General features: G+C 52.6%; 14 protein-coding genes, 4 tRNA genes, 6 rRNA genes and 1 riboswitch. Of the genes, 4 read left to right on the plus strand and 20 right to left on the minus strand.

Going from position 1 to position 23,125, the window contains the following annotated elements; genetic code table 11:
- Position 1 precedes the first annotated feature (1 nt).
- The 3 genes from thiE to L4174_RS16175 all read right to left on the minus strand — a co-directional run bounded on the left by thiE (position 2) and on the right by L4174_RS16175 (position 3,301).
- A complete protein-coding gene (gene thiE / locus L4174_RS16165; RefSeq protein ID WP_248144614.1) occupies positions 2-643 on the minus strand; it encodes a thiamine phosphate synthase in 642 nt (213 codons plus the stop codon).
- Positions 640-2,568 carry a phosphomethylpyrimidine synthase ThiC gene (gene thiC, locus L4174_RS16170; RefSeq protein WP_248144613.1) on the minus strand — a complete coding sequence of 643 codons (1,929 nt, stop codon included), beginning with the start codon at positions 2,566-2,568 and terminating at the stop codon, positions 640-642. The genes thiE and thiC overlap by 4 nt, the downstream gene beginning before the upstream one ends.
- 129 nt (positions 2,569-2,697) lie before the next feature.
- Positions 2,698-2,795: riboswitch (TPP riboswitch) on the minus strand.
- An 80-nt stretch (positions 2,796-2,875) separates the two neighbouring features.
- Positions 2,876-3,301, minus strand: coding sequence for a universal stress protein (locus tag L4174_RS16175; protein WP_248144612.1), 426 nt, complete (start codon positions 3,299-3,301; stop codon positions 2,876-2,878).
- 138 nt (positions 3,302-3,439) lie between these two features.
- Between L4174_RS16175 and crcB the strand changes: the two genes are divergently transcribed.
- Positions 3,440-3,823 (plus strand): fluoride efflux transporter CrcB, encoded by a 384-nt coding sequence (gene crcB, locus L4174_RS16180; RefSeq protein ID WP_248144611.1) that lies wholly within the window; start codon positions 3,440-3,442, stop codon positions 3,821-3,823.
- 169 nt (positions 3,824-3,992) lie between these two features.
- On the opposite strand, the gene L4174_RS16185 is transcribed toward crcB, so the two are convergent.
- The 10 genes from L4174_RS16185 to L4174_RS16230 all read right to left on the minus strand — a co-directional run bounded on the left by L4174_RS16185 (position 3,993) and on the right by L4174_RS16230 (position 15,407).
- A tRNA-Trp gene (locus tag L4174_RS16185) sits at positions 3,993-4,069 on the minus strand.
- A 675-nt stretch (positions 4,070-4,744) separates the two neighbouring features.
- Positions 4,745-4,821: transfer RNA gene (locus L4174_RS16190), tRNA-Asp, on the minus strand.
- Between the two features lie 41 nt (positions 4,822-4,862).
- Positions 4,863-4,978 (minus strand): 5S ribosomal RNA (rrf, locus tag L4174_RS16195).
- Between the two features lie 98 nt (positions 4,979-5,076).
- Positions 5,077-7,961 (minus strand): 23S ribosomal RNA (locus L4174_RS16200).
- Between the two features lie 267 nt (positions 7,962-8,228).
- A tRNA-Ala gene (locus L4174_RS16205) sits at positions 8,229-8,304 on the minus strand.
- Between the two features lie 45 nt (positions 8,305-8,349).
- A tRNA-Ile gene (locus tag L4174_RS16210) sits at positions 8,350-8,426 on the minus strand.
- A gap of 70 nt (positions 8,427-8,496) precedes the next feature.
- Positions 8,497-10,048, minus strand: a 16S ribosomal RNA gene (locus L4174_RS16215).
- 385 nt (positions 10,049-10,433) lie between these two features.
- Positions 10,434-10,549 (minus strand): 5S ribosomal RNA (rrf, locus tag L4174_RS16220).
- Between the two features lie 97 nt (positions 10,550-10,646).
- Positions 10,647-13,531: ribosomal RNA gene (locus L4174_RS16225) — 23S ribosomal RNA — on the minus strand.
- Between the two features lie 324 nt (positions 13,532-13,855).
- A 16S ribosomal RNA gene (locus L4174_RS16230) occupies positions 13,856-15,407 on the minus strand.
- Together the 16S, 23S and 5S rRNA genes with 3 tRNA genes alongside form the textbook arrangement of a ribosomal RNA operon.
- 496 nt (positions 15,408-15,903) lie before the next feature.
- Here L4174_RS16230 and L4174_RS16235 point away from each other — a divergent pair.
- A complete protein-coding gene (locus L4174_RS16235) occupies positions 15,904-16,446 on the plus strand; it encodes a gamma carbonic anhydrase family protein (protein ID WP_248144771.1) in 543 nt (180 codons plus the stop codon).
- Positions 16,447-16,448: 2 nt separating this feature from the next.
- On the opposite strand, the gene L4174_RS16240 is transcribed toward L4174_RS16235, so the two are convergent.
- From L4174_RS16240 to tsaC, 4 genes are read right to left on the minus strand one after another with little or no spacing between them, the layout of a single operon-like run.
- Positions 16,449-16,712: a DUF1488 domain-containing protein gene (locus L4174_RS16240; RefSeq protein ID WP_248144770.1), complete on the minus strand. Its 264-nt coding sequence runs from the start codon at positions 16,710-16,712 to the stop codon at positions 16,449-16,451.
- Positions 16,713-16,721: 9 nt separating this feature from the next.
- Entirely contained in the window at positions 16,722-17,561 is an 840-nt protein-coding gene (gene aroE, locus L4174_RS16245) for a shikimate dehydrogenase (protein ID WP_248144769.1), read from the minus strand.
- Positions 17,562-17,607: 46 nt separating this feature from the next.
- The gene (gene hemF / locus L4174_RS16250; RefSeq protein WP_248144768.1) at positions 17,608-18,510 is read right to left on the minus strand and encodes an oxygen-dependent coproporphyrinogen oxidase; all 903 of its coding nucleotides are present in this window, start codon (positions 18,508-18,510) and stop codon (positions 17,608-17,610) included.
- 7 nt (positions 18,511-18,517) lie between these two features.
- The gene (gene tsaC / locus L4174_RS16255; protein WP_248144767.1) at positions 18,518-19,075 is read right to left on the minus strand and encodes an L-threonylcarbamoyladenylate synthase type 1 TsaC; all 558 of its coding nucleotides are present in this window, start codon (positions 19,073-19,075) and stop codon (positions 18,518-18,520) included.
- Between the two features lie 197 nt (positions 19,076-19,272).
- Between tsaC and purE the strand changes: the two genes are divergently transcribed.
- Together purE and L4174_RS16265 are read left to right on the plus strand one after the other, a co-directional pair.
- The gene (gene purE, locus L4174_RS16260) at positions 19,273-19,761 is read left to right on the plus strand and encodes a 5-(carboxyamino)imidazole ribonucleotide mutase (RefSeq protein ID WP_248144766.1); all 489 of its coding nucleotides are present in this window, start codon (positions 19,273-19,275) and stop codon (positions 19,759-19,761) included.
- A gap of 2 nt (positions 19,762-19,763) precedes the next feature.
- Positions 19,764-20,885 (plus strand): 5-(carboxyamino)imidazole ribonucleotide synthase, encoded by a 1,122-nt coding sequence (locus L4174_RS16265; RefSeq protein ID WP_248144765.1) that lies wholly within the window; start codon positions 19,764-19,766, stop codon positions 20,883-20,885.
- 46 nt (positions 20,886-20,931) lie between these two features.
- Here the strand turns inward: L4174_RS16265 and L4174_RS16270 are convergent, their stop codons facing one another.
- Genes L4174_RS16270 through dprA form a run of 3 tightly spaced genes read right to left on the minus strand, consistent with a single transcriptional unit; the run spans position 20,932 to position 23,125 of the window.
- Positions 20,932-21,522: a type I DNA topoisomerase gene (locus tag L4174_RS16270; protein ID WP_248144764.1), complete on the minus strand. Its 591-nt coding sequence runs from the start codon at positions 21,520-21,522 to the stop codon at positions 20,932-20,934.
- 32 nt (positions 21,523-21,554) lie between these two features.
- Entirely contained in the window at positions 21,555-22,028 is a 474-nt protein-coding gene (locus tag L4174_RS16275) for a DUF494 family protein (RefSeq protein WP_036752600.1), read from the minus strand.
- A gap of 2 nt (positions 22,029-22,030) precedes the next feature.
- Positions 22,031-23,125, minus strand: coding sequence for a DNA-processing protein DprA (gene dprA, locus L4174_RS16280; RefSeq protein WP_248144763.1), 1,095 nt, complete (start codon positions 23,123-23,125; stop codon positions 22,031-22,033).

Raw genomic sequence — 23,125 nt, forward strand, 5'->3', positions numbered from 1 at the left:
CTTACCTCACCAGCTTTTCAGCGAAAGCGGCCAGAGCCTGCTCCGTGTCCGGTGCAGCCGTCACGGCCCGCACCACGGCGACACAGGACACGCCGGTCTGCCAGACGTCCGCCACATTGCTCAGGTCAATTCCGCCGATAGCCACCGTCGGATAACGGCCCGCCACGGTCGCCAGATGTTCCTTCAGCTGTGCGACCCCTTGCGGCGGGGTTGGCATGTCCTTGGTTGGCGTCGGGAAGATGTGGCCGATTGCCACATAGCTCGGCGCAATCGCCAGGCCGCGCTGCAACTCAGCCGACGTCCGGGTAGAAACACCCAGCCGGATACTGGCATGACGCAAGGCATCCAGATCGGCGGCATCCAGATCTTCCTGTCCCAGATGCACCCCGTAAGCGCCGTGTTTCAGCGCCAGCTGCCAGTAGTCATTGATAAACACCTGAGCGTTGTGCACACGGCCCAGCCGGATGGCTTCGATGATTTGTGTTTCCAGTTCTGGATGTGCCGGATCTTTCATCCGCAGCTGAACCGTTTTCACGCCCAGCGGCAGCAGCCGGGCAATCCAGTGAACATCATCGACGACAGGATAGAGCGGCCCGATGCCGCCCTCCATTCCCGGAAATGTCAGTTGTTGCGCCCCACTCATGCCTGATCTGCCTCATGGGTTTTCGCCTGATGATATAGCTCGCTGCCTTTTTCCCGGAATTCGGCCGATTTCTGGCGCATGCCTTCCAGCGGATCCTCCAGTAACTGGATCACCTGAGCCTCATTCTGTGCTTTCGCATAATCCCGCACTTCCTGAGAAATCTTCATCGAACAGAATTTAGGTCCACACATTGAACAGAAGTGCGCAATCTTGCCGGATTCCTGCGGCAGGGTTTCATCGTGGAATGCACGGGCAGTATCCGGGTCCAGACCCAGATTGAACTGGTCTTCCCAGCGGAATTCAAAACGGGCCTTTGACAATGCATTGTCTCGGACCTGCGCCCCCGGGTGTCCTTTGGCCAAATCAGCCGCGTGAGCACAGAGTTTGTAGGTAATCAGGCCAGTCTTCACGTCATCTTTATTCGGCAGGCCAAGGTGTTCTTTCGGCGTCACGTAACACAGCATGGCACAGCCATACCAGCCAATCATCGCGGCACCAATTCCGGAGGTGATATGGTCATAACCCGGGGCAATATCGGTCGTCAGCGGGCCTAAGGTATAGAACGGAGCTTCATGGCAGTGCTTGAGCTGCTCTTCCATGTTTTCCTTGATCATATGCATCGGCACATGCCCCGGTCCTTCAATCATCACCTGTACATCATATTCCCAGGCGATCTGAGTCAGCTCTCCCAGTGTACGCAGTTCGCTGAACTGGGCTTCGTCATTGGCATCCGCGACTGAACCCGGACGCAAGCCATCGCCAAGCGACAGCGCGATATCGTATTTTGCGCAGATCTCGCAAATCTCGCGAAAGTGCTCATACAGGAAGCTTTCCTTGTGATGTGCCAGACACCATTTCGCCATGATAGAACCGCCACGGGAAACAATACCCGTCACGCGCTTGGCCGTCATCGGGACATAGCGCAGCAACACACCGGCGTGAATCGTAAAGTAGTCAACGCCCTGTTCCGCCTGCTCCAGCAAGGTGTCACGGAACACGTCCCAATTGAGGTTCTCAGCAATGCCGTTCACCTTCTCCAGCGCCTGATACATTGGTACGGTTCCAATCGGCACCGGACTGTTACGGATGATCCACTCACGGGTCTCGTGAATGTTCCGACCGGTTGACAGGTCCATCACGGTATCGCCGCCCCAGCGGGTCGACCACACCAGTTTTTCTACTTCTTCCTCAATCGAGGAACTGACCGCCGAATTCCCGATATTGGCATTCACCTTCACCAGAAAATTACGACCGATAATCATCGGCTCAGATTCCGGGTGGTTGATGTTGGACGGGATAATAGCGCGGCCTTCAGCCACCTCTTTTCGCACAAATTCAGGGGTAATGTCTTTGGGCAGGTTGGCGCCGAAGCTTTGTCCCGGATGCTGCTGGTTCAGCACTTCATCACGGTAACGGGCGCGGCCCATGTTTTCACGGAGCGCGATATATTCCATCTCCGGCGTGATGATCCCCTTGCGGGCGTAGTGCATCTGAGTCACGCACTGGCCTGGCTTAGCCCGGCGGACACGGGCACGGAGCGCAAAACGCAGCTCATCTAATGTGTCATCAGCCAGACGCTCTTTGGTATAGGCAGAACTCAGCTCATCCAACAGCTCAGTATCATTCCGCTCTTCAATCCAGTTTTCACGCAGCTTTGGCAGACCACTGTAGATATCAATCGTCTGTTCCGGATCGGTATAAAAGCCAGAGGTATCGTAGACTCGTACCGGTTCGTTCGGCTCAAAAATCGGGTTATTTTTATCCCCGCCGACTAAGGAGTCAGCCTGAGCAATCTCACGCATGCCGACACGGATATCATCCCGGCTGCCGGTGACATAGATTTTTCGGGAATTCGGGTAGGCTTGGGTAGTGAGTGAATCAATAAATTGTTTCGCTTCCAGTCTCGCTTGCTTGCGACTCGACATAGCAATTTCCTTTCATCTGATATTTCTGGGAAGTTGCTTGACGGATGGGCGCGTAAACAAGAGGCGGACACAAGTAGGGCGTGTCGCATCGTCTGATACAGCAGCTGTACACGACAGGTACAGCTAGGCAGAAGATTTTCTCTTGTTCCCTTCGCAGATACTAATCTGATCAGGTTCAACGGATCCCGCAATGCGGTCTCAGCCAGTTGGCACTCCGACAAGTTTCAGCTAACGAGTATAAGAAAGGTGTATCCCGACAGCAAGCGGTCTTTACTGAATTTCAGGAATCAGTAAAAACCGTCACGCATCAGCGACAAATCAGCACATCGCACTTTAAATGCAGATCCAATTCACGACGGACATCTTCTCGCAACCAGTGCAGATCCGTTTTGGCATGGCCGACAATCACTAAGTCTGCATTTATTTTTGCTGCCAGTTCAATGAGATGTTTTGCAACATCACCATCATAGAGATGCATCGCGCGCACAGGCTGCGGAGAATGGGTGGCTAATTCAGACAACTGCGCCATTCGCCTGAGCTCCTGATCGTCATGGGCTTCTTTCAGTTGCAGCTCAATATCCAAAAAACTCAGATTACCGACCCCGGGCTCGACATATGCCAGGTGTAGGTCTGCATTGTTATGGCTTGCCACGACCCCGGCTTTCACGACCAGCTGCTGTGCCCGTTGATCATCTGGGTTGAGTGCCAGCAAGACCGTTTTATAAAGCTTCATCACCACCTCAATTCACGAACGCTTGCAATACAACACCGTATAGCACATTGTTTTGTGAATTACCTTAGTGACTGTCTCAACAGAGGGTTCATTTCATGGTATTAGTATCTGGTTTGATTGACAGAGACCAGCGTACAAATGAATCAACTCATCGTTTTAAGCTATGTTGCCTTTGGCGGAGCCTTTGGCGCATGTGCCCGTTATCTGATAGCCGAGCTGTCTGTTGTCCTGTTTGGACGCGGCTTCCCTTATGGGACCCTCGCCGTCAATGTCATCGGTTCATTTATCATGGGACTGCTGATGTCAGCCCTGAATCAGGGAATGATTGAAGCCTCACCATGGCGTCCGATTCTCGGATTGGGCTTTCTCGGCGCCCTCACGACATTTTCAACATTCTCCATGGATAACGTCGTCCTGCTTCAGCACGGCGAGTACGCCAAGATGACACTGAACCTGCTCTTAAATGTATTCCTGAGTATTTCTGCCTGCTTTATTGGCTATCAGCTGATGATGAGAAGCTAAGACTGACGTGAGAGTTTAGATTGGTACCAGCCTCATCATAGATGAGGCTTTTTTTCGATTTGGGCTCGAATAAATTCAGCATTCTGAGGATGTAATGCCGTACGGTATCGCGTTAGATAAACGCTGAAAACGAAAAAGCTCCCGCATTTCTGCGAGAGCTTAAAAGAGATGGCAGGGGTGGAGAGATTCGAACTCCCAACACGCGGATTTGGAATCCGCTGCTCTGCCAATTGGAGCTACACCCCTGTCGTGTGGTAAGTATTGTATATAGACTGATGATAATTACCAGCCCTGAATGTCGAAATTTATCAATTTGATGCTCAACCGCCTACTAAAACATCGATCATCAAACTCAACAGGTTTACGTGGCCGATTGGTGCAGTATTCCCTCGCCAGACAACAACATTCCAGCTGATCCTAGTTAAGAACCAAAACACGATATCAGACTTGTAGACAGTGTGTCACCAGCGTTTTAGAAGATGAATACACCCTATCTCAAATCACTACAGGTGCTCCTGGGATGCGCTTTAGCGCAGAGTTCCAGTAGTTCTTCTGTGGACTTCAACTTTCATCCCATGGGGCACATCTGTGGTTATGTCTTAAGTTTTAAAACAACGGGCAGAGAGAGGGAAATATTCATCCTGCCAATAGGCGGATATCCAACTGTCAGAAATCAAATCACGAATAGCAAATAGCAAAAAAAAGTCATGACTGGCTGGGTTTCTTTAAGAAGTAGCGGACAGCTGGAATCGCATTCGACCGGGAGGCGTCCGGCCGAAGGACGGATATCAAATCCCCAACGTAAAAAAGCCCCAGTCTTTCGAGGGGGACGCCTAGTCTGAGGCTTTGCGTCAGTGAGAAATTATCAGAACCCTGAATAGCAAAAAACCCAGCCATTGCTGACTGGGTTTCTCTAAGAAGTGGCGGAGCGGACGGGACTCGAACCCGCGACCCCCGGCGTGACAGGCCGGTATTCTAACCAACTGAACTACCGCTCCACACGGCTGAAACCAGACTGTATCTGATTTCTAAATAGGGCGCCTGGCGATGTCCTACTCTCACATGGGGAGACCCCACACTACCATCGGCGCTGCTGCGTTTCACGTCTGAGTTCGGCATGGGATCAGGTGGTTCCACAGCGCTATGGTCGCCAGGCAAAATTTGTTCAACAATCTCGGAAAAATCTGACTAAAGTTCTCAGCACATCATTCAAGTGCTCATGGAGTCCGTACTTAAAACCCCTTGGGTGTTGTATGGTTAAGCCTCACGGGCAATTAGTACAGGTTAGCTGAGCGCCTCACAACGCTTACACACCCTGCCTATCAACGTTCTAGTCTCGAACAGCCCTTCAGGAGACTCAAAGTCTCAGGGATGACTCATCTCAGGGCCAGCTTCCCGCTTAGATGCTTTCAGCGGTTATCTGTTCCGAACTTAGCTACCGGGCAATGCGTCTGGCGACACAACCCGAACACCAGCGGTTCGTTCACTCCGGTCCTCTCGTACTAGGAGCAACTCCCTTCAATCATCCAGCGCCCACGGCAGATAGGGACCGAACTGTCTCACGACGTTCTAAACCCAGCTCGCGTACCACTTTAAATGGCGAACAGCCATACCCTTGGGACCGACTTCAGCCCCAGGATGTGATGAGCCGACATCGAGGTGCCAAACACCGCCGTCGATATGAACTCTTGGGCGGTATCAGCCTGTTATCCCCGGAGTACCTTTTATCCGTTGAGCGATGGCCCTTCCATTCAGAACCACCGGATCACTATGACCTGCTTTCGCACCTGCTCGAACCGTCATTCTCGCAGTTAAGCGGGCTTATGCCATTGCACTAACCTCACGATGTCCGACCGTGATTAGCCCACCTTCGTGCTCCTCCGTTACGCTTTGGGAGGAGACCGCCCCAGTCAAACTACCCACCAGGCACTGTCCGCACCCCGGATAACGGGGCGACGTTAGAACATCAACACTACAAGGGTGGTATTTCAAGGACGGCTCCACAGATACTGGCGTACCTGCTTCGAAGCCTCCCACCTATCCTACACATGTAGGGTCAATGTTCAGTGCCAAGCTGTAGTAAAGGTTCACGGGGTCTTTCCGTCTAGCCGCGGGTACGCAGCATCTTCACTGCGATTTCAATTTCACTGAGTCTCGGGTGGAGACAGCGTGGCCATCATTACGCCATTCGTGCAGGTCGGAACTTACCCGACAAGGAATTTCGCTACCTTAGGACCGTTATAGTTACGGCCGCCGTTTACCGGGGCTTCGATCAAGAGCTTCTCCGAAGATAACCCCATCAATTAACCTTCCGGCACCGGGCAGGCGTCACACCGTATACGTCATCTTTCGATTTTGCACAGTGCTGTGTTTTTAATAAACAGTTGCAGCCACCTGGTATCTGCGACTGCCAGCAGCTCCAAGAGCAAGTCTCTTCACCGCCGGCAGCGTACCTTCTCCCGAAGTTACGGTACCATTTTGCCTAGTTCCTTCACCCGAGTTCTCTCAAGCGCCTTGGTATTCTCTACCCGACCACCTGTGTCGGTTTGGGGTACGATTCCTTACTATCTGAAGCTTAGAGGCTTTTCCCGGAAGCATGGCATCAATGACTTCATCACCGTAGTGACTCGACATCGGGTCTCAGCCTTGAGATGGTCCGGATTTGCCTAAACCATCAGCCTACACCCTTGAACCAGGACAACCGTCGCCTGGCCCACCTAGCCTTCTCCGTCCCCCCATCGCAATAGTAAGAAGTACGGGAATATTAACCCGTTTCCCATCGACTACGCCTTTCGGCCTCGCCTTAGGGGTCGACTTACCCTGCCCCGATTAACGTTGGACAGGAACCCTTGGTCTTCCGGCGGGGAGGTTTTTCACCCCCCTTGTCGTTACTCATGTCAGCATTCGCACTTCTGATACGTCCAGCATGCCTTACAGCACACCTTCAGCCGCTTACAGAACGCTCCCCTACCCAATACGATAAATCGCATTGCCGCAGCTTCGGTGTATCACTTAGCCCCGTTAAATCTTCCGCGCAGGCCGACTCGACCAGTGAGCTATTACGCTTTCTTTAAATGATGGCTGCTTCTAAGCCAACATCCTGGCTGTCTGAGCCTTCCCACATCGTTTCCCACTTAGTGATACTTTGGGACCTTAGCTGGCGGTCTGGGTTGTTTCCCTCTCCACGACGGACGTTAGCACCCGCCGTGTGTCTCCCGGATAGTACTTACTGGTATTCGGAGTTTGCAAAGGGTTGGTAAGTCGGGATGACCCCCTAGCCTTAACAGTGCTCTACCCCCAGTAGTATTCGTCCGAGGCGCTACCTAAATAGCTTTCGGGGAGAACCAGCTATCTCCAGGTTTGATTGGCCTTTCACCCCTAGCCACAAGTCATCCGCTAATTTTTCAACATTAGTCGGTTCGGTCCTCCAGTAAGTGTTACCTCACCTTCAACCTGCCCATGGCTAGATCACCTGGTTTCGGGTCTAATCCCAGCAACTGCACGCCCAGTTAAGACTCGGTTTCCCTACGGCTCCCCTATACGGTTAACCTTGCTACTGAAATTAAGTCGCTGACCCATTATACAAAAGGTACGCAGTCACCCCGAAGGGCTCCTACTGCTTGTACGTACACGGTTTCAGGTTCTTTTTCACTCCCCTCACAGGGGTTCTTTTCGCCTTTCCCTCACGGTACTGGTTCACTATCGGTCAGTCAGGAGTATTTAGCCTTGGAGGATGGTCCCCCCATCTTCAGACAAGATAACACGTGTCCCGTCCTACTCGTTTTCACGTTTAAGGTATCGTCGGTTACGGGGCTGTCACCCTGTATCGCGGCACTTTCCAGAGCCTTCACCTGACACAAAAAACGCTTAAGGGCTAATCCGGTTTCGCTCGCCGCTACTGCCGGAATCTCGGTTGATTTCTCTTCCTCGGGGTACTTAGATGTTTCAGTTCCCCCGGTTCGCCTCATCAGGCTATGTATTCACCTGATGATAACCGCTTATGCGGCTGGGTTTCCCCATTCGGAAATCGGTGACTCAAGTGGCTCTTACTGCCTCATCACCGCTTATCGCAAGTTAGTACGTCCTTCATCGCCTCTGACTGCCCAGGCATCCACCGTGTACGCTTAGTCACTTAACCATACAACCCCAAGAGGTTTCGTATGTTCAAACAACCAAGGTTTGATTTGTTTCGCCGGACTCACTTTGCTTTCACTTTTCAAAAGTGAAGACAAAAAATACAAGACACTTGAATGTGTTTTGCTTGAGAACTCTGTTTCTTTCGAAACAGTTTGATTCAATCTCAAAGATTGAATTTACTAGTCAGCTTTCCAGATTGTTAAAGAGCATTGTGAATTATCGACAGATAACCACTTTCTAAAGATTCTCGGGGAAAACCCTTAAAGAGTGGTGGAGCTAAGCAGGATCGAACTGCTGACCTCCTGCGTGCAAGGCAGGCGCTCTCCCAGCTGAGCTATAGCCCCATCGAGTTTTGCAAGAGTGTTCAACCACTGTGTTTGGGAAAACAGTGGTGGGTCTGAGTGGACTTGAACCACCGACCTCACCCTTATCAGGGGTGCGCTCTAACCACCTGAGCTACAGACCCTTCTCTTGCGCTCTTTACATTTTAACCAGGCAATCTGTGTGGACACTGCGTCAACAACGCAGTCTTTAGGTAAGGAGGTGATCCAGCCCCAGGTTCCCCTAGGGCTACCTTGTTACGACTTCACCCCAGTCATGAACCACACCGTGGTAAACGCCCTCCCGAAGGTTAAGCTATCTACTTCTGGTGCAGCCCACTCCCATGGTGTGACGGGCGGTGTGTACAAGGCCCGGGAACGTATTCACCGTGGCATTCTGATCCACGATTACTAGCGATTCCGACTTCATGGAGTCGAGTTGCAGACTCCAATCCGGACTACGACGTACTTTGTGGGATTCGCTCACTATCGCTAGTTGGCAGCCCTCTGTATACGCCATTGTAGCACGTGTGTAGCCCTACTCGTAAGGGCCATGATGACTTGACGTCGTCCCCACCTTCCTCCGGTTTATCACCGGCAGTCTCCCTGGAGTTCCCACCCGAAGTGCTGGCAAACAAGGATAAGGGTTGCGCTCGTTGCGGGACTTAACCCAACATTTCACAACACGAGCTGACGACAGCCATGCAGCACCTGTCTCAGAGTTCCCGAAGGCACCAAAGCATCTCTGCTAAGTTCTCTGGATGTCAAGAGTAGGTAAGGTTCTTCGCGTTGCATCGAATTAAACCACATGCTCCACCGCTTGTGCGGGCCCCCGTCAATTCATTTGAGTTTTAATCTTGCGACCGTACTCCCCAGGCGGTCTACTTAACGCGTTAGCTCCGAAAGCCAGTGTTCAAGACACCAACCTCCAAGTAGACATCGTTTACGGCGTGGACTACCAGGGTATCTAATCCTGTTTGCTCCCCACGCTTTCGCATCTGAGCGTCAGTCTTTGTCCAGGGGGCCGCCTTCGCCACCGGTATTCCTTCAGATCTCTACGCATTTCACCGCTACACCTGAAATTCTACCCCCCTCTACAAGACTCTAGCATGCCAGTTCCAAATGCGATTCCGAGGTTGAGCCCCGGGCTTTCACATCTGGCTTAACACGCCGCCTGCATGCGCTTTACGCCCAGTAATTCCGATTAACGCTCGCACCCTCCGTATTACCGCGGCTGCTGGCACGGAGTTAGCCGGTGCTTCTTCTGCAGCTAACGTCAAAGATGAGCACTATTAATACTCACCCCTTCCTCACTGCTGAAAGTGCTTTACAACCCGAAGGCCTTCTTCACACACGCGGCATGGCTGCATCAGGGTTTCCCCCATTGTGCAATATTCCCCACTGCTGCCTCCCGTAGGAGTCTGGACCGTGTCTCAGTTCCAGTGTGGCTGATCATCCTCTCAGACCAGCTAGGGATCGTCGCCTAGGTGAGCCGTTACCCCACCTACTAGCTAATCCCACCTGGGCCAATCTTAGCGCGCGAGGCCCGAAGGTCCCCCGCTTTGCTCCGTAGAGATTATGCGGTATTAGCCATCGTTTCCAATGGTTATCCCCCACACTAAGGCATGTTCCCAGGCATTACTCACCCGTCCGCCGCTCGCCGCCCATAACGTCCCCCGAAGGTTCAGTCATGTCGCTGCCGCTCGACTTGCATGTGTTAGGCCTGCCGCCAGCGTTCAATCTGAGCCATGATCAAACTCTTCAATTAGAATTTTGTTGCCTTTCCGAAGAAAAGCGGCTCAGTGATTACTGATAAATTGACTGTGCCGAAGCTCTAATAAAAGAACTTTCGATTTGGTCACTCAGTTCACTGATAAAATCTTTTTGACTGTATCATTGTCGAGTGCCCACACAGATTGCATGGTCAAATTGTTAAAGAACGTTGACTTTCAATGCTTTAGCGCGTTTCGCTTCAGCAAGTCAGGACGCGTATATTACGCTTCCCTCATTTGAAGTCAAGACAAAATTTTCATCTTTTTTCGTCCCGGTCCGCGACCGGTCAAAAAGCAAAAACTCTGTGTTGACTCCGCTCACGAAGCATTCACTCCGGAGCGAAGAAAAAGCCCGTCCGCGACGGGCTTCTCAAATAGGGAGCCTGGCGATGTCCTACTCTCACATGGGGAGACCCCACACTACCATCGGCGCTGCTGCGTTTCACGTCTGAGTTCGGCATGGGATCAGGTGGTTCCACAGCGCTATGGTCGCCAGGCAAAATTTGTTCAACAATCTTGGAAAAATCTGACTAGGTTCTCAGCACATCATTCAAGTGCTCATGGAGTCCGTACTTAAAACCCCTTGGGTGTTGTATGGTTAAGCCTCACGGGCAATTAGTACAGGTTAGCTGAGCGCCTCACAACGCTTACACACCCTGCCTATCAACGTTCTAGTCTCGAACAGCCCTTCAGGAGACTCAAAGTCTCAGGGATGACTCATCTCAGGGCCAGCTTCCCGCTTAGATGCTTTCAGCGGTTATCTGTTCCGAACTTAGCTACCGGGCAATGCGTCTGGCGACACAACCCGAACACCAGCGGTTCGTTCACTCCGGTCCTCTCGTACTAGGAGCAACTCCCTTCAATCATCCAGCGCCCACGGCAGATAGGGACCGAACTGTCTCACGACGTTCTAAACCCAGCTCGCGTACCACTTTAAATGGCGAACAGCCATACCCTTGGGACCGACTTCAGCCCCAGGATGTGATGAGCCGACATCGAGGTGCCAAACACCGCCGTCGATATGAACTCTTGGGCGGTATCAGCCTGTTATCCCCGGAGTACCTTTTATCCGTTGAGCGATGGCCCTTCCATTCAGAACCACCGGATCACTATGACCTGCTTTCGCACCTGCTCGAACCGTCATTCTCGCAGTTAAGCGGGCTTATGCCATTGCACTAACCTCACGATGTCCGACCGTGATTAGCCCACCTTCGTGCTCCTCCGTTACGCTTTGGGAGGAGACCGCCCCAGTCAAACTACCCACCAGGCACTGTCCGCACCCCGGATAACGGGGCGACGTTAGAACATCAACACTACAAGGGTGGTATTTCAAGGACGGCTCCACAGATACTGGCGTACCTGCTTCGAAGCCTCCCACCTATCCTACACATGTAGGGTCAATGTTCAGTGCCAAGCTGTAGTAAAGGTTCACGGGGTCTTTCCGTCTAGCCGCGGGTACGCAGCATCTTCACTGCGATTTCAATTTCACTGAGTCTCGGGTGGAGACAGCGTGGCCATCATTACGCCATTCGTGCAGGTCGGAACTTACCCGACAAGGAATTTCGCTACCTTAGGACCGTTATAGTTACGGCCGCCGTTTACCGGGGCTTCGATCAAGAGCTTCTCCGAAGATAACCCCATCAATTAACCTTCCGGCACCGGGCAGGCGTCACACCGTATACGTCATCTTTCGATTTTGCACAGTGCTGTGTTTTTAATAAACAGTTGCAGCCACCTGGTATCTGCGACTGCCAGCAGCTCCAAGAGCAAGTCTCTTCACCGCCGGCAGCGTACCTTCTCCCGAAGTTACGGTACCATTTTGCCTAGTTCCTTCACCCGAGTTCTCTCAAGCGCCTTGGTATTCTCTACCCGACCACCTGTGTCGGTTTGGGGTACGATTCCTTACTATCTGAAGCTTAGAGGCTTTTCCCGGAAGCATGGCATCAATGACTTCATCACCGTAGTGACTCGACATCGGGTCTCAGCCTTGAGATGGTCCGGATTTGCCTAAACCATCAGCCTACACCCTTGAACCAGGACAACCGTCGCCTGGCCCACCTAGCCTTCTCCGTCCCCCCATCGCAATAGTAAGAAGTACGGGAATATTAACCCGTTTCCCATCGACTACGCCTTTCGGCCTCGCCTTAGGGGTCGACTTACCCTGCCCCGATTAACGTTGGACAGGAACCCTTGGTCTTCCGGCGGGGAGGTTTTTCACCCCCCTTGTCGTTACTCATGTCAGCATTCGCACTTCTGATACGTCCAGCATGCCTTACAGCACACCTTCAGCCGCTTACAGAACGCTCCCCTACCCAATACGATAAATCGCATTGCCGCAGCTTCGGTGTATCACTTAGCCCCGTTAAATCTTCCGCGCAGGCCGACTCGACCAGTGAGCTATTACGCTTTCTTTAAATGATGGCTGCTTCTAAGCCAACATCCTGGCTGTCTGAGCCTTCCCACATCGTTTCCCACTTAGTGATACTTTGGGACCTTAGCTGGCGGTCTGGGTTGTTTCCCTCTCCACGACGGACGTTAGCACCCGCCGTGTGTCTCCCGGATAGTACTTACTGGTATTCGGAGTTTGCAAAGGGTTGGTAAGTCGGGATGACCCCCTAGCCTTAACAGTGCTCTACCCCCAGTAGTATTCGTCCGAGGCGCTACCTAAATAGCTTTCGGGGAGAACCAGCTATCTCCAGGTTTGATTGGCCTTTCACCCCTAGCCACAAGTCATCCGCTAATTTTTCAACATTAGTCGGTTCGGTCCTCCAGTAAGTGTTACCTCACCTTCAACCTGCCCATGGCTAGATCACCTGGTTTCGGGTCTAATCCCAGCAACTGCACGCCCAGTTAAGACTCGGTTTCCCTACGGCTCCCCTATACGGTTAACCTTGCTACTGAAATTAAGTCGCTGACCCATTATACAAAAGGTACGCAGTCACCCCGAAGGGCTCCTACTGCTTGTACGTACACGGTTTCAGGTTCTTTTTCACTCCCCTCACAGGGGTTCTTTTCGCCTTTCCCTCACGGTACTGGTTCACTATCGGTCAGTCAGGAGTATTTAGCCTTGGAGGATGGTCCCCCCATCTTCAGACAAGATAACACGTGTCCCGTCCTACTCGTTTTCACGTTTAAGGTATCGTCGGTTACGGGGCTGTCACCCTGTATCGCGGCACTTTCCAGAGCCTTCACCTGACACAAAAAACGCTTAAGGGCTAATCCGGTTTCGCTCGCCGCTACTGCCGGAATCTCGGTTGATTTCTCTTCCTCGGGGTACTTAGATGTTTCAGTTCCCCCGGTTCGCCTCATCAGGCTATGTATTCACCTGATGATAACCGCTTATGCGGCTGGGTTTCCCCATTCGGAAATCGGTGACTCAAGTGGCTCTTACTGCCTCATCACCGCTTATCGCAAGTTAGTACGTCCTTCATCGCCTCTGACTGCCCAGGCATCCACCGTGTACGCTTAGTCACTTAACCATACAACCCCAAGAGGTTTCGTATGTTCAAACAACCAAGGTTTGATTTATTTCGCCGGACTCACTTTGCTTTCACTTTTCAAAAGTGAAGACAAAAAATACAAGACACTTGAATGTGTTTTGCTTGAGAACTCTGTTTCTTTCGAAACAGTTTGATTCAATCTCAAAGATTGAATTTACTAGTCAGCTTTCCAGATTGTTAAAGAGCATTAAAGCAAACAGCTTTAATCAATAGCGTGTGCCATTCATTAAGGCTTTCTGCTTTTCTTTGAACGATTTCACCAGGCAATCTGTGTGGACACTGCGAAACAACGCAGTCTTTAGGTAAGGAGGTGATCCAGCCCCAGGTTCCCCTAGGGCTACCTTGTTACGACTTCACCCCAGTCATGAACCACACCGTGGTAAACGCCCCCCCGAAGGTTAAGCTATCTACTTCTGGTGCAGCCCACTCCCATGGTGTGACGGGCGGTGTGTACAAGGCCCGGGAACGTATTCACCGTGGCATTCTGATCCACGATTACTAGCGATTCCGACTTCATGGAGTCGAGTTGCAGACTCCAATCCGGACTACGACGTACTTTGTGGGATTCGCTCACTATCGCTAGTTGGCAGCCCTCTGTATACGCCATTGTAGCACGTGTGTAGCCCTACTCGTAAGGGCCATGATGACTTGACGTCGTCCCCACCTTCCTCCGGTTTATCACCGGCAGTCTCCCTGGAGTTCCCACCCGAAGTGCTGGCAAACAAGGATAAGGGTTGCGCTCGTTGCGGGACTTAACCCAACATTTCACAACACGAGCTGACGACAGCCATGCAGCACCTGTCTCAGAGTTCCCGAAGGCACCAAAGCATCTCTGCTAAGTTCTCTGGATGTCAAGAGTAGGTAAGGTTCTTCGCGTTGCATCGAATTAAACCACATGCTCCACCGCTTGTGCGGGCCCCCGTCAATTCATTTGAGTTTTAATCTTGCGACCGTACTCCCCAGGCGGTCTACTTAACGCGTTAGCTCCGAAAGCCAGTGTTCAAGACACCAACCTCCAAGTAGACATCGTTTACGGCGTGGACTACCAGGGTATCTAATCCTGTTTGCTCCCCACGCTTTCGCATCTGAGCGTCAGTCTTTGTCCAGGGGGCCGCCTTCGCCACCGGTATTCCTTCAGATCTCTACGCATTTCACCGCTACACCTGAAATTCTACCCCCCTCTACAAGACTCTAGCATGCCAGTTCCAAATGCGATTCCGAGGTTGAGCCCCGGGCTTTCACATCTGGCTTAACACGCCGCCTGCATGCGCTTTACGCCCAGTAATTCCGATTAACGCTCGCACCCTCCGTATTACCGCGGCTGCTGGCACGGAGTTAGCCGGTGCTTCTTCTGCAGCTAACGTCAAAGATGAGCACTGTTAATACTCACCCCTTCCTCACTGCTGAAAGTGCTTTACAACCCGAAGGCCTTCTTCACACACGCGGCATGGCTGCATCAGGGTTTCCCCCATTGTGCAATATTCCCCACTGCTGCCTCCCGTAGGAGTCTGGACCGTGTCTCAGTTCCAGTGTGGCTGATCATCCTCTCAGACCAGCTAGGGATCGTCGCCTAGGTGAGCCGTTACCCCACCTACTAGCTAATCCCACCTGGGCCAATCTTAGCGCGCGAGGCCCGAAGGTCCCCCGCTTTGCTCCGTAGAGATTATGCGGTATTAGCCATCGTTTCCAATGGTTATCCCCCACACTAAGGCATGTTCCCAGGCATTACTCACCCGTCCGCCGCTCGCCGCCCATAACGTCCCCCGAAGGTTCAGTCATGTCGCTGCCGCTCGACTTGCATGTGTTAGGCCTGCCGCCAGCGTTCAATCTGAGCCATGATCAAACTCTTCAATTAGAATTTTGTTGCCTTTCCGAAGAAAAGCGGCTCAGTGATTACTGATAAATTGACTGTGCCGAAGCTCTAATAAAAGAACTTTCGATTTGGTCACTCAGTTCACTGATAAAATCTTTTTGACTGTATCATTGTCGAGTGCCCACACAGATTGCATGGTCAAATTGTTAAAGAACTTTGTTTCTCGTTAAGCCTTGTGACTCAACTCTCGAAACGGGCGGCCATTCTATCGAATCAAAAGTCAGTGTCAAACACTTTTTTCAATTTAATTTCTTGCCGCTTACCTTTCCGTACCGAACCGCTTTGCTGCCGTTCCTCCGTGTCGGTGAGGCGGCATTATAGAGAGTTCGATCACATTGGCAATAGCGAATTTGAAATAAATTCGTCATTTTTGTTTAAGCGCGCATTATTCACACAACATCACAATTTTTCGATGGTATAAACACCGGAGAACTCGCAAATTCAGTGAACATGCTCCGCAATAACCTGAGGTACTGCAATGCAAAACTCACTTCGCCCTTATCAGGGCATACGCCCAACAGTGGGGCAACAAGTTTATATCGACGCTTCCGCCGTTCTGGTTGGTGACATTCATTTAGCCGACCACAGCAGCATCTGGCCATTGGTTGCTGCACGCGGAGACGTCAACTACATCAAGATAGGTGAACGCACCAATATACAGGACGGCACTGTTTTACATGTCACCCGTAAGAGCGGTGCCAAACCGGATGGTCATCCCTTAATTATTGGCGATGATGTGACAATTGGCCACAAAGCAATGCTGCATGGCTGCCAAGTCGGGAACCGGGTACTGGTTGGTATGGGTGCTATTCTGCTGGACGGTGCAATGATCGAAGACGATGTGATTATCGGGGCAGGGACATTAGTGCCACCCGGAAAAGTTCTGGAAAGCGGATACTTGTATGTCGGAAGCCCAGCCAAACAGGCAAGGCCGCTCACAGATGCGGAACGCGCCTTCCTGCCGCAATCGGCGGACAATTATGTTCGGCTGAAAGATGAGTATCTGAATGAAGCCGAATGACTTCAATCGATCATCACGTCGCCATCCTGATTAAAATCTTCATCATCAATCAGAGATTCAGCAAGCTCCTCCAAATCGAAGCGACAGCTGTTAAAGGCGGTTAATATAGCCGCCTCATCCGTCAGCACTTCACCGGTCTGCTTTTCTAGCCATGCCAGACGCACCCAGCAACGGATCAGCGCACCGGCCTGCTGCGCAGGAAAACATACCGCCTGACGCTCGCTGTCCCAAGTTTGGATATCAGCGAATAAGATGTCTTGATTCATAGTGACCCACTATTTTACTTGCAGTGTACGACGAAGTTCACGCAATACCTGTTCTGTTCCGGGGCGGATACCCCGCCACAAGAGAAAACTTTCAGCCGCCTGGCCCACCAGCATTCCAAGTCCGTCTATCACTTGACCTGCACCGAGTTCAGCCGCCCACTGGTTGAAGGTCGTTTCCTCCGGCCCATAGACCATGTCGTAACAAACCAGGCCAGGATGAACCAAAGCAGCAGGAATACCAGGGAGTGACTGACTCAGACTGGCGGATGTCGAGTTGATAATCAGATCAAAATGCTGATCAGCAGATAAAGCATCAAGTGCGTTTGCAGAAACCTTTCCGTGCGAGGCAAACAACGCGGCCAGTGCTTCAGCTTTGGAAAGGGTACGGTTGGTCACCGTCAGGCTGGCAGGTTCCTGAGCCAGCAAAGGCAGAATCACGCCGCGGGCAGCACCACCGGCGCCCACCAGCAGGATGCGCTTGCCTTTCATCTCAACCTGATTGCGCAGCAAGTCCTGCACCAAACCTTCACCATCAGTGTTATCACCAAGGATCCCGCCGTCATCCAGCTTTTTTAAGGTATTGACCGCACCCGCCAGACGGGCACGTTCAGTCAGCTGCGTCGCATAGCTAAAAGCCTGCTCTTTAAAAGGAACCGTGATATTGCAGCCACGGCCGCCACCGGCAAAGAACTGACTGGCTGCTGCCTGAAAGCCATCCAGCGGCACCAATTGCGCTTCGTATGTCATCTCCTGAGCGGTCTGACGCGCAAACAGCGTATGAATGAAAGGCGATTTACTCTGGGCAATCGGGTTGCCGAACACAACGTATTTATCCGCGTCCTGACTCATGGCTGCAATTTCTTCCTTAACTTAAAGTTGCTTTCTTCTGTCTGGATTACCACTCACGCGGAGTGAGGTAATCGTACAAACGAGCTTCCTGAGAACCCGGCTCTGGCTGGTAACAATACTCCCAGCGTGCCAGAGGGGGCATCGACATCAGAATGGATTCGGTGCGCCCGCCGCTCTGTAAGCCAAACAGCGTACCGCGGTCATACACCAGATTAAACTCAACATAGCGGCCACGGCGATACAACTGGAACTCACGCTCGCGTGAACCGTATGGGGTAGGGGCACGCTTTTCAACGATTGGCAGATAAGCGTCCAGATAACCCAGACCAACCGCCTGCATGTAAGCAAAGCTTTTCTCAAAACCCCACTGATTCAAGTCATCAAAGAACAGACCACCCACACCCCGGGTTTCCTGACGATGCGGCAGGAAGAAATATTTATCGCACCAGGCTTTGTGTGCTGCATAGACATCATCACCAAAAGGAGCACACAGGTCTTTGGCGACCTGATGCCAGTGCCGGCAGTCTTCCTCAAACGGATAGAAAGGCGTCAGGTCGAACCCGCCGCCAAACCACCAGACCGGATCTTCACCCTCTTTCTCGGCAATAAAGAAGCGGACATTGGCATGCGACGTCGGGATATAAGGGTTTTTCGGATGGATCACCAGAGAAACGCCCATGGCCTCAAAACGACGGCCAGCCAGCTCCGGACGATGTGCGGTGGCTGAGGCTGGCATCTGCGCCCCGTAAACATGTGAAAAGTTCACACCACCTTGCTCAAAGACTGCACCATCACGGAGTACCCGGCTGCGACCACCGCCGCCTTCTTCACGATCCCAGCTGTCTTCCACAAAACGGGCCTCACCATCCTGTGCTTCCAGCGCCTGGCAGATTTTATCCTGTAGATCGAGTAAGAACGCCTTCACGGCGTGTTTATTGACGTCTTGCATGCGTATGTTATCCCTGTCGGAAAATTTGTCCTGTGGCAGCATCGCGAATTTCGGACGGATTGTCACGGCCACCCGTCTCACCGTGCAAAATTGTCTTCAGATGCGCTCCGAGTTGTGATTCCACTTCCTGCACATTGCGGCAAGGCGGCTCACCGGTCAGATTTGCGCTGGTCGATGTCAGTGGTTTCCCGAACGCCCGGCACAGCTGCTGCACCAACGGATGATCCGTCACCCGGACCGCAATCGTTGAAAACTGCCCTGTCAGAAACGACGGAACACCCGGTTTGGTTGGCATCACCCAAGTGACCGGGCCCGGCCAGGAGGCAAAAATCAGGGCCTTCTGGTCTTCAGTCAACTGGCTGTCATCCACATAAGGTGCGAGCTGAGCATAATCGGCCGCGATCAGAATCAGGCCTTTCTCTACCGGGCGCTGTTTCAATGCCAGCAGTTTGGCAACAGCCTCTGGGTTATCCGGATCGCATCCGACACCAAACACGGCTTCAGTCGGGTAGGCAATCACTTCACCTTGCTCGAGCGCGGTGACGACTTGGCTTAAATTATCCACACTATCCTCAATGTGTTGTCGCCGGATCAATGCGATGGCGACGGCTGATTTTCACTGGCTGCTATTTTAACCGAATCCCAGCGAACTGCACCTATTGCGCACCAGAGCGCGACGCAAACGTTTTCCTTAAGGAAAAATCTCCGTATAATGCGCCGCAAACCCTCTTGCCTGATTAACATGACCCTAAGGAGTTCGGGATGAAAGTCGGTATTATTATGGGCTCAAAATCTGACTGGCCAACCATGCAACACGCAGCTGAAATGCTGGATCGCTTTAATATTGCGTACGAAACCCGTGTGGTTTCCGCACACCGGACTCCACACCTGCTGGCTGAATATGCCGAAACCGCTCATCAGCGTGGTCTTTCAGTGATTATCGCAGGTGCCGGCGGCGCTGCACATCTGCCGGGCATGACTGCCGCATTCACCAGTCTGCCGGTCCTGGGCGTCCCGGTGCAGTCCCGCGCCCTGAAAGGCATGGATTCCCTGCTGTCGATTGTACAAATGCCCAAAGGGGTTGCTGTCGGCACATTAGCTATCGGGGAAGCCGGTGCAGCCAATGCCGGCCTCTTGGCAGCCCAGATTATCGGTACCCAGGATGCAACAGTCATGGCCGCTATTGATGCATTCCGTAAAGAACAGACCGACACCGTCCTGAGCCAGCCGGATCCATCTGAGGACGCATAACCATGAAGAAGGTTCTGGTACTGGGCGCGGGTCAGCTGGCCCGCATGATGGCACTGGCTGGTGCTCCCTTGAATATCGAAGTCATGGCCTATGACGTGAATAACGGTCAGGTCGTCCATCCGCTGACGCTGGCACCGGTGCTGTCCGGACTGAACAATGCCATCGGTTATGCTGATGTCATTACCGCTGAATTTGAGCATGTACCGCATGATGTGCTGGATGCCTGCGAGGCCAGCGGTAAACTCAAACCCAATGCAGCCGCCATCAAAGCCGGTGGCGACCGCAGGATTGAAAAAGCTCTGCTGGATCAGGCTGGCGTGGCCAATGCCAGATACCAGTTGATCAGCACAGAAGCAGATTTGGCGCTGGCTGCAGAAACGATCGGCCTGCCACTGGTGCTGAAAAGCGCACTGGGCGGCTATGACGGGAAAGGTCAGTGGCGCCTGAAAACAACGGAGCAGATCCCGGCCATCTGGCAGGACATTGCCGATTTCCTGACCCACGCACCGGAACAATCTATTGTTGCAGAGGCTTTTGTCCCTTTTCAGCGCGAAGTGTCGATGATCGGTGCGCGGAATGCAGCGGGAGATACCGCCATCTATCCGCTGACTGAAAACGTTCATACCGACGGCGTGCTCAGCCGCTCTCTGGCACTGGAAGAGCAGGGGGCTTTACAACAGCAAGCGGAGATGATGTTCAACGCCGTCGCTGCAACCCTGGATTATGTCGGCGTCCTCGCCATTGAGTTCTTTGACGTGAACGGCCAGCTGCTGATCAATGAAATTGCCCCGAGAGTACATAACTCGGGCCACTGGACGCAGCAAGGTGCAGATACCTGCCAGTTTGAGAACCACCTGCGGGCGGTCTGCGATCTGCCTCTGGGCAGCACAACACAGACTCGCAGCACAGTGATGCTCAATATTCTGGGAGAAGATACACTGCCGGCGGCGGTTCTCACCATTCCGGGCTGCCATCTCCACTGGTACGGAAAGGAAAAACGTCCGGGCCGTAAGATGGGCCACATCAATGTCACTGCAGCCAGTCATCCTGAACTGGTGCAGACACTGAACCAACTGGCTCAGATACTGCCTGCTGACAGTTTCCCGGTGGTCCGCCTCGGCTAAACCCTTTCCCCTGATATGTAAAAAGCCAGCAGAGCTGGCTTTTTCTTTAAATGTCATCCGCCTCAGAGGACGGCGTCGTTTCCGGTTCCGACTGATAATGACCGCATTTCCGATCGGCACACTGCAGTTTAGTGCCCCGGGCCAGCTTCTTCTCGATCAGCAAGCCGAAACCGCATTGCTCACAATGGCCGGGAACCGGCTGAAAATTGATCGCAAACCGGCAGGACGGATACTGATCACAGGCATAGAAGCGCTTGCCGTACCGGGATTTTCGCTCAACCAAATGTCCTGTTTTACACTCAGGACAAGTCATGTGGGTCTCTTCGGCCTTCTTCTCGGGCGAAGCCAGATAGTGGCAAGCCGGATACGCACTGCAGCCAATAAACATTCCGTAGCGGCCCTGGCGCAACACCAGCTCGCTGCCACAATCCGGACATGGCTGTCCCAGAGGTTTTACGATATGGCCGTCATTATGGTGCAAAGGCTTGATATAATCGCAAGCCGGGTATGCACTGCATCCCAGAAACGGACCATGTTTTCCGTGCCGTATGAACAGAGCCGCCCCGCATTGTGGGCAGGGCGTCTCATTGTGAGCAGGGTGGGTTGAAAACAATTCAGGATTAATCTTACTGGCCATACGTCAGGCCTTATCTCCTGTGAAAGTGGCGATTAATGCAGATAGCCGTCTTCTGCGCCGTACAGCAATTCTTCCATCTGGCTGTAGGCACTTTCGTTACCTGGTGCATTAAAGAGCACCATCAGAATAATCCACTTCAGATCATCGAGCACAAATTCGGCAGTTTCCAGCTCCATCACCCGGTCAATGACCATTTCGCGCGTTTCAGAGCTCAGCACATGGATCTGCTCAAGGTAGGTCAGAAAACCACGGCAGGCGACGTCCAGACGGTTCATCTCTTCCAGGGTATAAATACGGATTGATGTGACCGCACTGGTATTCATGTACGGTGTGTGGTCTGTATCCTGTAATGCCGCGAGTTTCTCCAGCCAGGTCAGAGCCTTATAGATATCTTCCTGATGAAAGCCCGCACGCAGCAACTCTTCAGACAATTCGTCCTGATCCACCATTAACTCAGCGTCGCTGTGAATATAGGTTTCAAACAGGTACATGAGTATATCCATCATGACTAGCCCCTCCTCGTTCTGATATAGCCACCGGGCACTGAAGTGACAACCCCTTGCAACTCTAACTCCAGCAGTTGCGTCATGACCTCATGAACTGGTTGTGCACAGCGTTCAGCAACCACATCTACGGGTGTTGCTTCATTGCCTACGTTAGCCAACACCGCATTAAATGGCAATTGCTCATTTTCAGGATGTGGCAGCGATACGCTCAATTGACTACTTTTTGCACAGCGGGTGAGTATCCCCACCTCCTCAAAGATATCGACCGGACTTTCCACCAGTTTAGCACCGGATTTTATCAAGGCGTTACAACCTTTGCTTCCGGGTGCATAAATCGACCCGGGCAGAGCAAAAACATCGCGATTCTGCTCCAGCGCATAGCGAGCCGTGATCAGCGAACCGCTCTTCAGCGCGGCCTCCACCACCAGCACGCCCACAGACAACCCGCTGATGATTCGATTACGTCGTGGAAAATGTTGCGGTCGCGGTGGCTCGGACGGCCAGAACTCTGACACCAGCGCCCCCTGTTCTGCAATTTGTGCCGCCAGTTCCCGGTGCCCGGCAGGGTAAATCCGCCCAAGACCTGAGCCCAACACAGCCACCGTAGCCCCGCCGTTTTTCAGGGCACTGTGGTGGGCATGTCCATCAACACCCAGAGCCAGACCGCTGGTCACCACATAATCAGCTGCAACCATGGCCGCGGCAAAATCCCGCGCGGCTTCCCGGCCGTCCAGACTGGCAGAGCGGCTGCCCACGATCGCCAACTGGGGTTCACTGAGCCAGCGGGGATCGCCCCGGATAAATAAAACCGGGGGCGGAGAGCTGATTTCTTTCAACAATCCGGGGTAAGCCGGATCTGTCAGCACCAGCAGATGCTGATTCTCCTGCTCACACCAGCGCAAGGCTTCACTGAGGCGCTCTGGCTTCGGATGTCTAAGCAGAGCTATCTGCGATGCTTTCAGCCCCAGAGACAACAGTGCCTGCTCCGGCATGGTCCGTAGTTCAGACACATGGCCGTGCTGTAACAGCCTCTCGATACGCTGTCCGCCCAGACCGGGGACAGCAGCTAAGGCCAACCAATCTTCGAGATGGCTCAT

Origin of the sequence: Photobacterium sp. CCB-ST2H9 (genome assembly GCF_023151555.2) — a bacterium.
Taxonomy (GTDB): domain Bacteria; phylum Pseudomonadota; class Gammaproteobacteria; order Enterobacterales; family Vibrionaceae; genus Photobacterium.

Excerpts from the sequence above, each read along its gene's own strand:
- thiE (WP_248144614.1), bottom strand. The coding sequence starts at position 643 with ATGAGTGGGGCGCAACAACTGACATTTCCGGGAATGGAGGGCGGCATC.
- thiC (WP_248144613.1), bottom strand. The coding sequence starts at position 2,568 with ATGTCGAGTCGCAAGCAAGCGAGACTGGAAGCGAAACAATTTATTGAT.
- L4174_RS16175 (WP_248144612.1), bottom strand. The coding sequence starts at position 3,301 with ATGAAGCTTTATAAAACGGTCTTGCTGGCACTCAACCCAGATGATCAA.
- crcB (WP_248144611.1), top strand. The coding sequence starts at position 3,440 with ATGAATCAACTCATCGTTTTAAGCTATGTTGCCTTTGGCGGAGCCTTT.
- L4174_RS16235 (WP_248144771.1), top strand. The coding sequence starts at position 15,904 with ATGCAAAACTCACTTCGCCCTTATCAGGGCATACGCCCAACAGTGGGG.
- L4174_RS16240 (WP_248144770.1), bottom strand. The coding sequence starts at position 16,712 with ATGAATCAAGACATCTTATTCGCTGATATCCAAACTTGGGACAGCGAG.
- aroE (WP_248144769.1), bottom strand. The coding sequence starts at position 17,561 with ATGAGTCAGGACGCGGATAAATACGTTGTGTTCGGCAACCCGATTGCC.
- hemF (WP_248144768.1), bottom strand. The coding sequence starts at position 18,510 with ATGCAAGACGTCAATAAACACGCCGTGAAGGCGTTCTTACTCGATCTA.
- purE (WP_248144766.1), top strand. The coding sequence starts at position 19,273 with ATGAAAGTCGGTATTATTATGGGCTCAAAATCTGACTGGCCAACCATG.
- L4174_RS16265 (WP_248144765.1), top strand. The coding sequence starts at position 19,764 with ATGAAGAAGGTTCTGGTACTGGGCGCGGGTCAGCTGGCCCGCATGATG.
- L4174_RS16270 (WP_248144764.1), bottom strand. The coding sequence starts at position 21,522 with ATGGCCAGTAAGATTAATCCTGAATTGTTTTCAACCCACCCTGCTCAC.
- L4174_RS16275 (WP_036752600.1), bottom strand. The coding sequence starts at position 22,028 with ATGATGGATATACTCATGTACCTGTTTGAAACCTATATTCACAGCGAC.
- dprA (WP_248144763.1), bottom strand. The coding sequence starts at position 23,125 with ATGAGCCATCTCGAAGATTGGTTGGCCTTAGCTGCTGTCCCCGGTCTG.